This is a genomic window from Limnohabitans sp., from assembly GCF_031538885.1.
GTDB lineage: Bacteria > Pseudomonadota > Gammaproteobacteria > Burkholderiales > Burkholderiaceae_C > Limnohabitans.
Genome location: NZ_JAVKLW010000053.1, coordinates 90,975 through 105,264 on the forward strand (window position 1 = coordinate 90,975; position 14,290 = coordinate 105,264).

General features: G+C 54.6%; 21 protein-coding genes. All 21 read left to right on the forward strand.

What is annotated here, in order from left to right:
• Nucleotides 1–2: 2 nt before the first annotated feature.
• A complete protein-coding gene (locus RMS03_RS03890) occupies nucleotides 3–500 on the forward strand; it encodes a phage minor capsid protein (RefSeq protein WP_310625794.1) in 498 nt (165 codons plus the stop codon).
• Nucleotides 501–512: 12 nt separating this feature from the next.
• Nucleotides 513–1,625, forward strand: a complete 1,113-nt coding sequence (locus tag RMS03_RS03895; protein WP_310625795.1) for a major capsid family protein — start codon at nucleotides 513–515, stop codon at nucleotides 1,623–1,625.
• 94 nt (nucleotides 1,626–1,719) lie between these two features.
• Complete coding sequence (locus RMS03_RS03900; RefSeq protein ID WP_310625796.1) at nucleotides 1,720–2,094, forward strand: hypothetical protein; 375 nt, start codon at nucleotides 1,720–1,722, stop codon at nucleotides 2,092–2,094.
• Nucleotides 2,094–2,477: a DUF4054 domain-containing protein gene (locus RMS03_RS03905; protein WP_310625797.1), complete on the forward strand. Its 384-nt coding sequence runs from the start codon at nucleotides 2,094–2,096 to the stop codon at nucleotides 2,475–2,477. The genes RMS03_RS03900 and RMS03_RS03905 overlap by 1 nt, the downstream gene beginning before the upstream one ends.
• A 2-nt stretch (nucleotides 2,478–2,479) precedes the next feature.
• Nucleotides 2,480–2,953: a hypothetical protein gene (locus RMS03_RS03910; protein WP_310625798.1), complete on the forward strand. Its 474-nt coding sequence runs from the start codon at nucleotides 2,480–2,482 to the stop codon at nucleotides 2,951–2,953.
• Between the two features lie 17 nt (nucleotides 2,954–2,970).
• Nucleotides 2,971–3,318: a phage collar protein gene (locus RMS03_RS03915; RefSeq protein WP_310625799.1), complete on the forward strand. Its 348-nt coding sequence runs from the start codon at nucleotides 2,971–2,973 to the stop codon at nucleotides 3,316–3,318.
• Nucleotides 3,319–3,363: 45 nt separating this feature from the next.
• Nucleotides 3,364–3,771 carry a Rha family transcriptional regulator gene (locus tag RMS03_RS03920; RefSeq protein ID WP_310625800.1) on the forward strand — a complete coding sequence of 136 codons (408 nt, stop codon included), beginning with the start codon at nucleotides 3,364–3,366 and terminating at the stop codon, nucleotides 3,769–3,771.
• Nucleotides 3,772–3,795: 24 nt separating this feature from the next.
• On the forward strand, nucleotides 3,796–4,368 hold the full coding sequence (locus tag RMS03_RS03925; protein WP_310625801.1) for a phage gateway protein: 573 nt from the start codon (nucleotides 3,796–3,798) through the stop codon (nucleotides 4,366–4,368).
• A 77-nt stretch (nucleotides 4,369–4,445) separates the two neighbouring features.
• The gene (locus RMS03_RS03930; RefSeq protein ID WP_310625802.1) at nucleotides 4,446–5,942 is read left to right on the forward strand and encodes a DUF3383 family protein; all 1,497 of its coding nucleotides are present in this window, start codon (nucleotides 4,446–4,448) and stop codon (nucleotides 5,940–5,942) included.
• A 16-nt stretch (nucleotides 5,943–5,958) separates the two neighbouring features.
• Complete coding sequence (locus RMS03_RS03935) at nucleotides 5,959–6,462, forward strand: phage tail fiber protein (protein WP_310625803.1); 504 nt, start codon at nucleotides 5,959–5,961, stop codon at nucleotides 6,460–6,462.
• A complete protein-coding gene (locus RMS03_RS03940) occupies nucleotides 6,459–6,896 on the forward strand; it encodes a hypothetical protein (protein WP_310625804.1) in 438 nt (145 codons plus the stop codon). Before RMS03_RS03935 ends, RMS03_RS03940 begins: the two co-directional genes overlap by 4 nt.
• Before the next feature lie 107 nt (nucleotides 6,897–7,003).
• A complete protein-coding gene (locus RMS03_RS03945) occupies nucleotides 7,004–8,587 on the forward strand; it encodes a hypothetical protein (RefSeq protein WP_310625805.1) in 1,584 nt (527 codons plus the stop codon).
• A 47-nt stretch (nucleotides 8,588–8,634) separates the two neighbouring features.
• Nucleotides 8,635–9,126: a phage baseplate protein gene (locus tag RMS03_RS03950; RefSeq protein WP_310625806.1), complete on the forward strand. Its 492-nt coding sequence runs from the start codon at nucleotides 8,635–8,637 to the stop codon at nucleotides 9,124–9,126.
• Nucleotides 9,123–9,437: a phage baseplate plug protein gene (locus tag RMS03_RS03955; RefSeq protein ID WP_310625807.1), complete on the forward strand. Its 315-nt coding sequence runs from the start codon at nucleotides 9,123–9,125 to the stop codon at nucleotides 9,435–9,437. The genes RMS03_RS03950 and RMS03_RS03955 overlap by 4 nt, the downstream gene beginning before the upstream one ends.
• Nucleotides 9,424–10,284, forward strand: coding sequence for a baseplate hub protein (locus tag RMS03_RS03960; protein WP_310625808.1), 861 nt, complete (start codon nucleotides 9,424–9,426; stop codon nucleotides 10,282–10,284). The genes RMS03_RS03955 and RMS03_RS03960 overlap by 14 nt, the downstream gene beginning before the upstream one ends.
• A gap of 3 nt (nucleotides 10,285–10,287) precedes the next feature.
• On the forward strand, nucleotides 10,288–10,938 hold the full coding sequence (locus RMS03_RS03965; protein ID WP_310625809.1) for a Gp138 family membrane-puncturing spike protein: 651 nt from the start codon (nucleotides 10,288–10,290) through the stop codon (nucleotides 10,936–10,938).
• On the forward strand, nucleotides 10,935–11,276 hold the full coding sequence (locus tag RMS03_RS03970) for a hypothetical protein (RefSeq protein WP_310625810.1): 342 nt from the start codon (nucleotides 10,935–10,937) through the stop codon (nucleotides 11,274–11,276). The genes RMS03_RS03965 and RMS03_RS03970 overlap by 4 nt, the downstream gene beginning before the upstream one ends.
• Entirely contained in the window at nucleotides 11,273–12,466 is a 1,194-nt protein-coding gene (locus RMS03_RS03975) for a baseplate J/gp47 family protein (RefSeq protein ID WP_310625811.1), read from the forward strand. The genes RMS03_RS03970 and RMS03_RS03975 overlap by 4 nt, the downstream gene beginning before the upstream one ends.
• Entirely contained in the window at nucleotides 12,463–13,122 is a 660-nt protein-coding gene (locus RMS03_RS03980) for a DUF2612 domain-containing protein (RefSeq protein WP_310625812.1), read from the forward strand. The genes RMS03_RS03975 and RMS03_RS03980 overlap by 4 nt, the downstream gene beginning before the upstream one ends.
• A 159-nt stretch (nucleotides 13,123–13,281) precedes the next feature.
• Nucleotides 13,282–14,031: a gp53-like domain-containing protein gene (locus RMS03_RS03985; protein ID WP_310625813.1), complete on the forward strand. Its 750-nt coding sequence runs from the start codon at nucleotides 13,282–13,284 to the stop codon at nucleotides 14,029–14,031.
• A gap of 1 nt (nucleotide 14,032) precedes the next feature.
• Nucleotides 14,033–14,290 (forward strand): hypothetical protein (locus tag RMS03_RS03990; RefSeq protein WP_310625814.1); only part of this gene is annotated, 258 nt, incomplete at its 3' end.

Below are 14,290 nucleotides of genomic sequence, written 5' to 3' on the forward strand. Positions count from 1 at the left end.
TCATGGCATTCCAACAAGCAATGCAGCAGTTCGCCGCTGCTGGTTTCCCTGGTCAAATCGCGTTCGACGGCCCAACACGCGCACGCCAATTCATACTCAACAGCGCGGGCGCAACACCGAACGTGGTGGGCTATGCCTTCACCATGGTGTCCGAGGGCATCGCCCGCGCTGGCGGTACTGGCGCGTTCGCCGGTCTGCTGTCCAACCCGCTCGCGCTGGGTAGCGCAGGCACCGCCGCTGGCGGCACATTGGCGGCCACGCTGACCGTGGCAGATGGCACCCGAGGGCAGCTTTTGAGCATGGGCTTCATGTGGGTGATGCTCACCAACGCCTCGGCCAACATCGGCGACGTGGTGCAGTTCAACCAAACAACGGGCGCACTGTCGTCCAAAGCCGCAGGCTCCACAGCCGACGCGGGCAACACCCTGATCCCAAACTGCACCATCGACACCTACACCGTGTCAGCTGCTGGTTTGGCACTCGTCAAACTCATAAATTAAGGGGCACTCACAATGAATGCACGAATTAAAGCTACACCAACCCGCCAGTACATCGCCCCGCGCAATGTCCGCGCTATGGACATAGCCATCGCCACCAAAGCCGCACAAAACGTTGAGTTCTTGGGCCGCTTGGGTATTGGCACGGATTCGTCTGTGGCCCACGCCATGGACGCCATCGCACAGCCCCTGTCCACGCCTAGCTTGGACGCTGCTGCTCAGTTCTTGCAGGTCTTCATGCCCGGCTTCGTTGCCGTGGCTATGCAGCCCCGAAAGATTGATGAGTTGATCGGTATGTCCACCGTTGGCGAATGGCACATGGAAGAGATCGTTCAAGGGTTCGTCGAGCAAGCTGGCAACGCTGTCCTGTACAGCGACAACAGCAATATCCCGCTGGCCAACATCAACTCCCAATTCGAACGTCGCTCCATCGTCCGCTTCGAGCAGGGCATGCAAGTGGGCATCCAAGAAGGGCGCGTCGCAGGCGAGCAAGGCCTGAACATGGAAGACATGAAGCGCCAGGCTGTGATCATTTCTTTGGAGCAACGCCGCAACCAAGTGGGTTTCTACGGCTACAACAACGGCACCAACCGCACTTACGGGTTCCTTAACGACCCCTCCATCAGCGCCTACGTCACACTGCCAAACGGCGCATCGGGCAACCCTTTGTGGTCTGGAAAAACGTACCTCGAAATCATCGCCGACCTCCGTTTGATGATGAAAACCTTGCGCGTGCAAACCAAGGGTTCAATCGACCCCAAGTCCACCAACGTCACGCTGGCATTGCCTGTGGCAGCGCACGACTACCTGTCTGTGGTCAACGTGCAGGGCACAGCATCGGTGCAAGACTGGATCACCACCACCTATCCAAAGACACGCATCATCAGCGCCCCAGAGATGGACTTGGCCAACGGCGGTGTGAACGCTGCGTACCTGTACGCCGAATCGTGGGGCGTAGAGGATGCCAGCACAGATAACAGCGCCGTTTGGGTGCAAATGGTGCCCACCAAGTACATGCTGACAGGTGTGGAGCAACGTGCTAAAGGTCGCGTAGAAGACGCTGTCAACGCCACCGCAGGTGCGATGCTCAAGCGTCCATTGGCCGTGGCGCGATTCTCGGGCCTATAACAACAAGACCGACCCAACCAAGAAACCCGCTTCGGCGGGTTTTTTTTACGTCCCCACCCGCTTCGGCGGGTTTTTTTACGTTCGGAGAAACCCCATGCCATTCATTTACTCTCGCCTAGCCGCCGACCAGGCCTACACAATTTATGTGGCTGGCACTACAGAGCAAGTCCCCGTGATTGAACAAACCATCAGCATCAAAGGTGGCGCAGATGTTGCCAGCCGCAACATCATCACCATGCAAGGCGTCGCCACCGAGGTGACGGATGCCCAGCTCGAAGCCCTGCAAAAAAACCACGTCTTCGGCATCCACCTCGAAAACGAGCATCTTGTGATTGACAAGAAAAAACGCGACGCTGACGAAGTTGGCGCAGACCTGAAAAAAGACCCAAGCGCCCCCAAGACAGATGCAGACCTCGCCAGTGAAGACGTGACTGTGACGTCCATGGGCAAAAATTCCAAAGGTAAGTAATGTCTGCTGCCTCTGACGCTTTTCGCGCCAAACAACCAATTTTCGCCAGTGCAACAAACTGGCCCGATTTGGCGATTGACGCGGCTATTGCCGAGGCGCAGAACTACACCGACTTGACCGGCTACCCGCTCGACCTGATGACGGGCCATCTCTTGGAGTTGGCTGCAAACGCGGGGAAAAACGGAACTGGCCAAGGCGGCGTGGTGCAGTCGGCCGGCATCGACGGGGTGTCTGTTTCAATGGCTCCCCCTCCTGTCAAAGGGATGCTGCAATACAACTTGGCGCAAACCATCATGGGGCAAAAACTGCTCATGTACCTCAAGACCCAATCCGTGGGTGGCTTGTACGCTGGCGGATCAACCATGCGTGGGAGTTTGAGATGAAGATGACGGGCGGCATCAAACCTGAGTTCTTGGCGGCTGTCAAAGCTCTTGGAAAAGTTCAGGGGCATGTTGGCTGGCTTGAATCTGCCGAGTACCCCGACGGGCGCAAGGTGGCAGACAACGCGCGCACGCACGAGTACGGGGCACCGGCCCAAGGAATACCGCCGCGCCCATTCATGCGCACAGCCATTGCAGACCACCAAAACAATTGGATTGACGCAACAGCCAAAGCGGTAAAAGAGGTGCTGGCGGGCAAGACTGATGCCGTCACAGCCATGGGTAAGGTGGCAATGATTGTGGAGGGCGACGTGAAACAAGCGATTGTCAACGTCACCAGCCCAGCACTCAATCCAGCTACGATCAAAGCTCGCGCCAGAAAACTTGCAAGCGGGGAAGTTACAGAAACACTGAACAAGCCGCTCGTAGAAAGCGCCCTCATGCTCAAGTCGCTCACCTCCGAGGCATCGAAAAAATGATCCCATCGTCAAACATTTTGAGCACGGCGCTGCGACTGATTGCCAGAACCGAGTTTGTCATCATTCCCTGGCAGTCATCAGCACCAGATGCGCGAGGCATCAATGTTGACGTGTTTGGGCCGCCTGTCACGTACAACGGGCACGTGCAAATCATCAACCAAAACAGGTACCAAGCACTTGGGCTGGATTTTCAAAAATCCTACATCCGCATTTACTCTGATGATGCCGCTGTATCTGACGTAGAGCGATCCCGTGGATCAGACAAGATCGTCTGGAATGGCGATACTTACAAAGTGGATTCGATAACGGATTGGCAGGTGGTGGACGGATGGTTACGCGCAACTTGCGTGAAGGTGCAGCCCTAAAATGACCGCACAAATACTACTGATTCGCCGTCTCCAATGGCGCAAATGAAAGCCAAAATTCATCAAATGCCGATGTGCGAGCTGGCAGAAATCAGTGCCTTTGGAACACTCGCGTTTGAAACGCGAAAGTCTGGCGGGCGGCCAACTGAGTTTGCGATGCTGAATGAACGTCAAGCTCTATTGCTCATCAGTCTGATGCGCAACACAAAGGCAGTCGTTACCTTTAAGGTGCGCCTAGTCCAAGAGTTCTGCCGTATGGCTGAATCATTGCGAAACCGTGACCTGACTATGTGGGAGCGCCGCATTTTGTTTGAGGCCAAGGACATGAACTCACGCGCCCTTGGCTCCTTCGGCTCTCACCTGATGCTTGACCGAAAACGAGAAAAACCACGGATTGAATCGGAGCGGCACCTTATAGAGGCCGCCATGCAACCTTCCTTACTCCACCACTAAGCCGCCTAACCAGCGGCTTTTTTTATGACCGACAACGAAATCGCCACAGTCCTATGCTCGGCGCTCACCACAGCCATGCCCGATGTGCGGGTGATGCAGGCTAACCAGCCGACCATTCAAGGCGCGCCAGACGGCATAGTCGTGTTATTCACCGAGATTCACAGTAAGCGCGTGGGCTACCCCAAGCGCACCCTCACCACCGATGGCAACAGTTTTTCGGAGAGTTGTATCTGGGAGGCCATTTACCAGTTCAGCGCCTTGTCACCTCAAGACCCCAACGATGCCACCTTGCCCACGGCCAAGGACGTGTTGCGGCGAGTGTCATGGGTACTCAATGGGGCGGCGGGCATGTTGGCGTTGCGCCAGTCTGGCATTGCCGTGTTGCACATTGGTGATTTGCAAGTGACCAACATTGAGGACGACCAAGGACAGTACACCCAAACACCCAGCATGGATGTCACGATTCAGTATCTGTCCACCAACAATGTGCCCGTGTCCACACACCCCGTCACCAAGTCCAACATTTACACGCCAGCACAAACCACCACAGACCCGTCGCCAGCATCCAGCAAGAAAACGGGCACGTACCCCGTTTAGCCGTTCGCCGCATTTATCGCCGCCGCCATCGCTTTTGAAGTGTTGGCGGTTTTTTGTTTTCTACAGGAGCTGTCTCTATGTCCATCCGCATGTCCCGCTACGTTGCCATCACCTCTGGTGTTGGCGCTGGCACCACCGTGAATCAGCGCGCCCTCATTGGTCGCCTGTTCACCACCAACCCCCTTGTGCCCCCGCAAACCGTGCTTGAGTTCACCGACCTTGCCAGCGTGGGCGCGTACTTTGGCACCACGGCTGAAGAGTATTTGCGCGCATCGCTTTACTTTGGCTGGGTGTCCAAGTCCATCAAGAAAGCCAAAAAAATCAGCTTCTACCGCTGGATGCAAACGGCTGCAACGCCGCAGATTTTTGGCAGCACAAGCGTGGCGCCTTCGCTGGCGCAGTTGACTGCACTGACCGCCGCCACGTTAACCATCAGCCTTGATGGTGTCGCAAACAACGCCACAGCCATCAACCTGTCTGGCGCGGCCAACCTTGCCGCCGTCGCTACCATCATTCAAACTGCCATTCGCGCATCTGGTGGAGCCAACTGGTCTGCGGCGACGTGCACGTTCAACGCCACGCTGAATGAATTTGTCATCGGCTCAGGTAGCGGCACAGCCCTATCCGTGGCCGCTGGCACTTTGGCTTCGTACATCGGCATGGATGCGCCAAACAAGCCCATTCTGTCCAATGGTGGTGCGGCTGAATCGCTCACCACTTGCATGACCAATTCGGCCAACCTCAGCACCAACTTTGGCTCGTTTTTGTTTTTGCCCGCCTTGTCTGTGGCGCAACAAACAGAGTTGGCGATCTGGAACAACGCGCAAAACATCATGTACCAGCAGATGGTGCGCTGCATGACCACCGAGGCCGCTGCTTACAACGCTGCTCTGGCCAACTACTCGGGCGTGTGCCTGACGCTCTACAGCGCAGCGCTGACCACCGAGTACCCAGAGATGGTGCCCATGATTCAGACCGCAGCGACCGACTACAACGCAATCAATGGAACATCAAACTACATGTTCCAGCAGTTCCCGCTGACCCCCTTGGTCACCACCGACACCGATGCCAACACCTATGACGCGCTGTCGGTTAACTACATGGGTCAAACGCAAACCGCAGGCCAGTACCTGTCCTTCTACCAACGCGGCAAGATGCTCGGGCCATCCACCGCGCCGCTGGACATGCACACCTATGCCAACGAAATGTGGTTCAAGGATGCAATGCAGTCGTCGTTCATGACGCTCATGCTGTCTATGCCAAAAGTGTCGGTCAACAAAGCGGGCCGATCTCTGCTCATTGCGCAGGCCATGTCGGTCATTGCGCAGGCTTTAAACAACGGCACGATCAGCCCCAATAAACCGCTGACACAGACCCAGCAGAGCTACATCACCACGGTGACGGGAGATGAAACGGCTTATCGACAAGTAGGCGGCATTGGTTACTGGCTGGACGTGCAGTTCCAGCAGTTCACAACCCCAAGCAACACCACAGAGTGGCAAGCGGTCTACACCTGCATCTATGCCAAAGACGATGTGGTGCGCGCCGTCTCTGGCACTCACATCTTGATCTAAACCCAAAGGAAAAATCATGGCAAACGACATTTCAGGCAACGGCCTTATCTTGACGCTTAAGGCGTCTAAAACTTTCCCCGTGGGGTTTGTTGTCTCGCAGTTTGCAGATGACAGTGACCCCTTTGATGTCTCCGAAATCAACGTGGCCGAATCGGCCATGGGGGTAAATGGCGACTTGGTGGTGTGGTCAAAAGCCGTGCCAACCAACATCAAAATCAGCCTTATCCCAGGCAGTGTTGACGACATAAATTTAAGCATCTTGCTTGAGAACAACCGCGTGGGCAAAGGCAAGATTTTGCGCCGAGACGAAATCACCATGGTAGCCGTGTACCCCAGCGGGCGCATGGTCACCTTGTCAAAAGGCGCGCTCGTCAGCGGCCCTCCGTTCCCGGGTGTCGCAGGCTCTGGGCGCATGAAATCTAACAGCTACGCCTTCACGTTTGAAAACGTGACAGGCTCACCCGTTGGCACGGCGCTTGGCATTGTGAGCGCTGCGAACGGTCTGGGGGCATTGCTGTGATAAAGCCCCAAGAAGTCACCATCACCGACGGCGACGGCGTGGAGCGCATCTACGTCGTAAGTCGAATGCCAGCCACTCAAGGGCGTGAGGTGTTCACTCAATACGTCAGCGCCAACATCCCCAAGGTGGGCAGCTACGACGTATCGCAAGAACTCATGCTCAAACTCATGGCCTTTGTCGGTGTCGTGCGCGAGGGCGAAGCGCCCTTGATGCTCACCACCAAAACTTTGGTGGACAACCACGTGCCAGACTGGGAGACGCTGGGCAAGCTAGAGCTGGCAATGATGGAGCACAACTGCTCTTTTTTTCGCAACGGCAAGGGCTTGAATTTCTTAAAAGGGTTCGTGTTGAAAGCCCAGTCGAGCCTTACAGAAACGTTGACAGCCTTATTGGGTCAGTACTTGCCAGCGGGCAAGCCACCCTCCAAGAGCTGAGAACCATCTACGACTTGGAGGATGCGCTCGACATGTACGAGGCCGTAGCCATCCCCAAATTCAACGAGTACCTTGCCGCCAAACACGCCAATAAGAAAGGCTAACCCGTGTCCATATTTGCCGCTTTTTCGATCCTTTTGGAGGCCAACACAAAAGGCCTAGATGCATCTCTAAAAGATACAGAAGGAAAAGTCAAAGACCTTGGAAAATCTGTCGAGGGGGTAGAGGCATCCACTCAATCGGCTGCATCGCACATGATGGAGCTTGTATCAAGTTTAGGCAAAGTAGCCGCCACCTTTATTTCGGTACAAGCCGTGCGAGCTGCGGTAGACCAGTTCACCAGGGGGGCGGATGGCGTGGGTCGTTTCTCGGAGGCTATCGGTCTAAATGCCGAAGAGGTGGGGGCGTGGCAGGGCGTGATTGGGCATGCAGGCGGCAGCATTGATGCGTTCAATGGCACCCTAAAAAGCATGTCAGAGCAGCTCTATCAGGCTAAGCGATTTGGGTTCTCTGAGCTGACGGCAACGATGGCGTGGATGGGCATGTCTGCCACCAAGGCAGGCGGCGAGATGAAGACAGCCTTTGAGGTGTTGCCCGACATTGCCGAGTATTTGGAAGAGGCCACCAAAGGGATGTCAGAGTTCAACAAAGCCCAGCGCTACCTTGAGGTAGGGCACAAATTGGGCATGGATGACAGCACCATTGCCGTTCTGAAAAAAGGCTCCGTGGCACTGCGTGAGCAGCTTGAAGCCCAGAAAGCCCTAGGTAACTACACCAAGGATGATTACGCGTTGTCGCAACGTCGAACCGCCGCACTGTACGACATGGGCAAGGCTTACGATGCGATGACGGCCATCATCGCTCGAATTGCAATACCAATACTTGAGGGGTTTGATGATTTCTTGAAGAATATCGCGGTGTTCATGCGTGAGCATGAGCCTCTCGCAACTGTATTTTTTGGGCTGATGGGCGCGGCTGCGTTAGCGTTAAGTTATGTTGTGGCAGGAACATTAATACCAGCGTTGATGAAGTTTATTGGGCTTGGAGGAGTAGCGCTTGCGCCTGTGTTGGCGTTTGTTGCTGTTGCGCTATTGCTTGCGGCTGTTATTGACGACGTGGTGACATACATCCAAGGTGGCGATTCTGTGCTTGGGCGGTGGATTGAAAAGTGGCCAGAACTTGGAGGCGCATTAAAAGATGTAGGTGCAATTTTTAAATGGCTGTGGAACACGGTAACGGATTTTTTCACATACCTTGATACTAAAACTGGCGCAATTCCTGATGCATTCAGGGCTGCATTTAAGGTGATTGGCGACATCATTGATGCTTACATTAAATTTTGGAAAACAATTTTTGAAGGATTCTTCACCGGCATACATAAGCTGGCTGATTTCTTAGGGGCTGGCGACGATAAAAACGAAGCAAACCAGGCAGGCGGGGCTAAAACTTCTCTAGAGCACGCGCAAGCTGCCGTGAATGGCATAAATGCCGCCAATGTGCCTATCTCTGCCATTACCAACAACACAGCGGCGCAAACATCGCGCACATCCAGCAACAAGGTATCCATTGCCAAGGTAGAGGTCAACACCCAAGCCACCGATGCCGCAGGAGTTGCCCAAGCCATCGGACAAACCTTGAGCGATCAACTGAGCAGCACCATTGACGAGTGGAGCCAAGGAGTAGCCGCATGACGCAGGCAAGTTATGTAGGGCTTTTCCAAAACGACAAAGAGTTGTTTGTGCAAGGCACCACGCGCAATGTGATTGCCGTGAACGTGTCGATCAACGAGCAGGCCAAGGCTATGGAGCACCCAGTTGAGAGTGGGGCCATCATCACCGACCACAGAGTGATCCAGCCTGTGGAGGCCAGCCTGTCCATCATCATCGCTACCGCCGAGTTTGCTGCGGCGTATGAGCAAATCAAGGCGCTCTACCTGAAATCGGCGCTGTTGCAGGTGTACACACGCACGGCGCGTTACGACAACATGATGATCGTATCCATGCCTCACAAAGAGGATGCCGACATGGTGGACGCCTTGGCGGTTGCGATAAAGCTAAAAGAGGTTGTGATCGTCACATCCAAAAGAAAAAAGTACGCCCCCCAAAATCCAAAGCATGCGAAGACAGAGAAAAGAGGCGTGGTTCAACCAGAACCAACGTCTGGTTTAGCAAGCGCGTATGACGCTTCGGCAGCGAAATTTAAGAATTTTTTTGGCGGTAGCAAAAAATGACGAAAAAAATCCCCCTTAAAGCAGTAGCCAGCCAATCGCTCACCCTGGTGTTGGACGGACACACCTACGACATCACACTGCGCGAGGCCAACGGCATCATGGCTGTAGACATTGCGGTGAACGGCGTGACCGTGGTGAGTGGTCGCCGCTGTCTGCCAGGCTATCCATTGATCCCCTTTGCATACCAGTACGCTGGCATGGGTAACTTCGTATTTTCGACAGAGGGCGACGCTTATCCGTATTTCACTGAATTTGGTGTGACGTGCTTTTTGAACTACTACTCACGGAGCGAGATTGATGCAGGAGCTTGACCCCCGCGTCATTCGCGTGACGATTGAAGTGCAAGGCGAAACGACCACGCTAGACACACGCACAGCCGTGTCGTTTTGCGTAACTAAGACGGCCAACCCGCTGATGAATGAGGCAGAGATTCGCATTGCCAACTTGCCACATAGCATCCGCGACCACCTGCTGACACAGCTCACACCTTGGGTCAAACTGCCGCGCAAGGGCACAGTGATGCTAGAGGTTGGGCGCGTGAGTACGGGTTTAACCAAGCTGTTTCAAGGCTCCATCGTGAGCGCCATGATCGGGCAGCCGCCCGACATTGTGGTGGCGCTCAAGTGCAAGACGGGCTACTACTTCAACGCCACACTGTGCGCCGTTTCGCATCCTGCCTGCACAAATTTGTCGGCAATTTGTAAACAGACCGCAGACAGCATGGGCTTGTCAATGATTTTTGAGGCAACAGACAAGCAAATCGCCAACTACAACCACACAGGCCCAATGGGGGCGCATGTGCGCAAAATTGCCGAATCTGGCGGTGTGACGGCGTTCGTCGATGACAACGAACTGGTGGTGACCAACGAGGGCGAGCCGCGAAAGGTGTACACACTGGTGGTGAACGCTGAGACAGGGATGATTGGTGTGCCCATGTTTACTGAGCAAGGCTTGCAATGCAAGATGCTGTTGGATACCAAACTGCGCATTGGCGGCAAGATTGAAGTCACCAGCAAGGCCAACCCCGCAGTGAACGGCACTTACACGGCCTTCAAAATCCAATACGAAGGCGCGAATCGTGATACGCCTTGGTATATGACGGCGTCCACCATGCCGCCTCGCTCGGTCATGTCGGGCAACCTGACGAATTTAGGCTAGACCATGATTGATGCAAATACCCCCAACATTGACCCCGCGAACAAAGGTAGCCTTGCAGGGATGATGCGCGAGGTGCTGACCGCTTGGCTGCGCGGTGAGGTGGATGACTGCCTGCCCGCCAAGGTGGTGAGCTACGACCGTGCCAAAAACCGCGCCAGTGTGCAAATTTTGGTGAATGTGGTGGGTACGAGCGGGGAGGTTATCCCTCGTGCCGTGGTGCAGTCTGTGCCCGTGTTCACGTACTCGGGCGGTGGATTTGTCATCAATTTCCCGTGTAAAGCAGGCGACCACGGATGGCTCAAAGCCGCCGACCGAGATACCAGTCTGCACCTGCAAAACGGGCAAGCAGCCAAGCCAAACACCAAGCGACTGCACAGCTTTGAGGACGGGTTGTTTATGCCCGACATGATTCAGGGTTATACGATTTCTGGCGAAGACGCGGGCAGCTTGGTCATCCAAAACGTTGCGGGAACTGTGCGAGTAGCGATAAGCGACACAGCCATCAAGCTGACGGCTGGAAGCGCATCGGTAACCGTAAAGGACGGGCATGTTGACATTGCTGGCCAGCTAACAAACAACGGCGTGAATATCGGCAGCATGCACCACCACGGCGGCGTCCAAACTGGCACAGGCAACACGGGAGGCCCAGCTTGAAAACCATCACCATCGACAGCAACAACGACATGTTTGTGGTTGCCAAAAATTTACAAATCAGCACGGGCCTACAAGCGTGCATGGAGGTTTGCAAGCAAACCATGCTCACCGTGTTTGGTGAGCTGATGTTCCACGCAGAGAGTGGGACGCCTTATTTCGACATCGTTTTCAACGGGCGGCCAAACCTTGTGGCGTTTCGAAGCATCACAGAAAAAGCGCTGCTTGAAGTGGATGGCGTGACAGGAATCGGCAATTTGGTTGCCTCTGTGAGCGGCGACCAACTGAGCTACTCGGTTGAAATCTCAACAATTTACGGAACAGCGACCTTAGCATCATGAGTTACGACTACATCAACTCAACGGGAACGGTGCAAGCCGATACCTCTGACACGCTTGCAACGATCAAGGCGGAATGGCAGCGCATCTTTGGGCAAGACCTGGATTTGTCACCCCAAACACCCCAAGGAATGATGATGGCGGCGCAAGCTATCGGGCGCGACACGATTTTGAAAAATAATGCAGCGGTCGCAAATCAAATCAACCCCAACCTTGCAGGCGGCGTGTTTTTGGACGACATCTGCGCACTGACTGGGATGCAACGCATTGCGCAAGCATTCACGCAGGTGACATGCACAGTGGCGGGTGTAGAAGGCACCGTGATTGCCAAAGGAAAAAAAGCAGCAGACGCGAACGGCAACCAATACCAAGCAGCAGCAGACATCACCCTGAGCGGACCAACTACATCGCAATGGCTTGCAGTGAACGCTGGCGCACTGGCTTGCCCCGCTGGCACGTTGACGCAAATTGTGGATGGTGTGCTGGGGTGGGAGACCATCACAAACCCCGTGGACGGCGTTGTGGGTTATGCCCAGCAGTCGGATGCCTCAGTGCGAAATTTGCGCCGCAAAACACTGGCATTGCAGGGCAGTGGCACGGCCATCTCTGTAAGCTCTGCACTGTGGGCACTACCCAACGTGCAAAGCGCACTCGTTCTTGAAAACGCAAGCAGCGCACCCGCAGTGGTGCAAGGCGTGTCGATGACGCGTAATTCAATTTGTTGCATCGTCAATGGCGGACTTGATGCGGACGTTGCCAACACAATCTTGACGAAAAAATCTGGCGGCTGTGGCACATCATTTACTTGCCCTGTGGCCACCACCACGGTGAACGTTTCGGCGGTCGGTGGTCAAATTGTGCCCATCAACTTTTGCAGGGCATCTCAGGTGCCCGTCCAAATCGAAATCACAGTACCCAAGAACAGTAAATCAACCATCCAGTCCGATATTCTCTATGCAGTGGCACAGTACGCCTCGGGCAACGTGGACGGGCAGGATGGTTTTATTTTGGGCGCATCCGTGTCGCCCTATGAGCTGGCGGCGGCAGTAAGCGCACAGATACCAGGTGTTTACATCGCCAACTGCCGCCTGACACGGGTGAGCAACAACGCGCTGACAAATTCCACGGTCGCCATCAATCCATGGGAAGTGGCAATCACAAGCGATGGTCTCGTCAATGTGGTGCTGAAATGAATGTGCAAACCGCAGGGCAGCTAGACCCCTTAAATCTGGCATTGCTATGGCAGCACAGCAATGCACCTAACCGTGCCGCCTTGATTGCCGCAGAGCAAGCTTGGCTTGACAAGTTTGGGACAGGCTTTTGGAGTGATTGGCAGCGGGATGTGTTTAACCTTGCGACAGCCAATGAGTTTGGCTTGTCGGTTTGGTCTGCAATTCTTGATGTCAACCTTGGTCTTAAAACGACAGGGTCACCTAGCCCCTCGACCAATTTTGGTGTTGGCGCAAGTTGGCAAAATTTTGGCAGAGGCAACTTTTTCGCAACGTCAAGCGGAGGTGTTGCCACACTCTCGACGGATGAGCGCAGACTAATTTTGCAACTTCGGTATTTCCAACTTACATCACGGGCCTCGGTTTCTGAAATTGGTCAATTTGTCACCAAATTGTTTGGCGGCAATGCACGCATCCTTGACCCACAAAACATGTCCGATATGACGCTGTACCTTGGGTTCCAGCCTTTTAGCGCCCTGCTAAGTGTGCTGCACGACTTTGACTTGTTGCCGAGACCCGCAGGCGTGGGCATCAAGGTGCGCGTGCAAACAGTTCCATTTTTTGGTTTTGGATTGTCGAACGGGAATTTCGGCAATAGCTTCGCGCCATCAAGCTGGTAAGCACGTAACACAAACTTCACAAACCCGCCCAAGGCAACTTCGGCGGGTTTTTTGTTGTCTGATTTTTAAGGAGAGTAAATGAGCAAGATATTCACCACCCCATTTGCAAAAACGGGGGACAAAGTGGCAGTACCTGATGCTGTCGATACAAGCGGCGACGTGTCATATGCCGAGGGATTCAACTTCAACTTTGAACGAAACCTCGCAACAGACCCGCTTGCAAAGCCAATCGGACGACAAAAGCTGAACCAGATTTTGAACGACATCACCGATGCGCTGGGCGACGCTCAAACCGCTCTAACTGCCGTGGCGACAACTGGCGCATACGTGGCCGGAGGCACTTCGTTTGTGGCCACGCCTGCCAAGGCTCTGAGCACGCTCACCGGCGCTCGGTTGTCTTTGTTGTTTGGTGCCGATGGTGGCGCTGCGCCGACGATAAACACCAGCGGCCTTGGTGCAAAGTCCCTCAAGCAATACGGCGCGACTGGTGCAAAAGTGGCTGCGGTGATCGCAGCAAATCAACTCGCCGACATTGAATACGACGGCATTGATTTCGTCATTCTTGACCCGTTGCCTGCGTCGCTCGCATCGTTGGGATTCGCCGGTGCCAAGGCGACAAGTGGTTACCAAAAATTGCCAGGTGGTTTGATTATCCAATGGGGGGTGGCGGCGGCGGCGTCGAACAGTAGTGGTTATGCAGACGTGACCTTTCCAATTGCTTTCCCGGGCGCGGTGTTGTCTGTCTACGGGTTTTATTCAGCATCGGGCACCACCGCTGGCGGTGGGTGCTTTTGCACGGCGGCCTCATCATTTGCGACAACAACAACATGCCGCATCTGGACATATTCGTCATCATTCTCGACCCCTTCTGGGGGTAATACCCCGTCTTATTTAGCGATTGGATATTGAAATGAAATTCAGCAAAACTACGGGGTGCTTCTACCCTGACGACATCCAATACCCAATCCCGCCCGCAGACTTGATTTATTTAAATTTAGGCGAGTACAACGCGGCTATGTCACGCCCAGCAGGCGCGGTGCTTGATGTGCAGAATGGCAAACTAGTCATCGTGCCCGCGCCCACGCCAACGCAAGCTGAGCTGCTCGTGCAAGCGCAAGCGGATGCACAAGCGCGTATCGCGGTCTACGCACAAAACAAACGCCAGCTC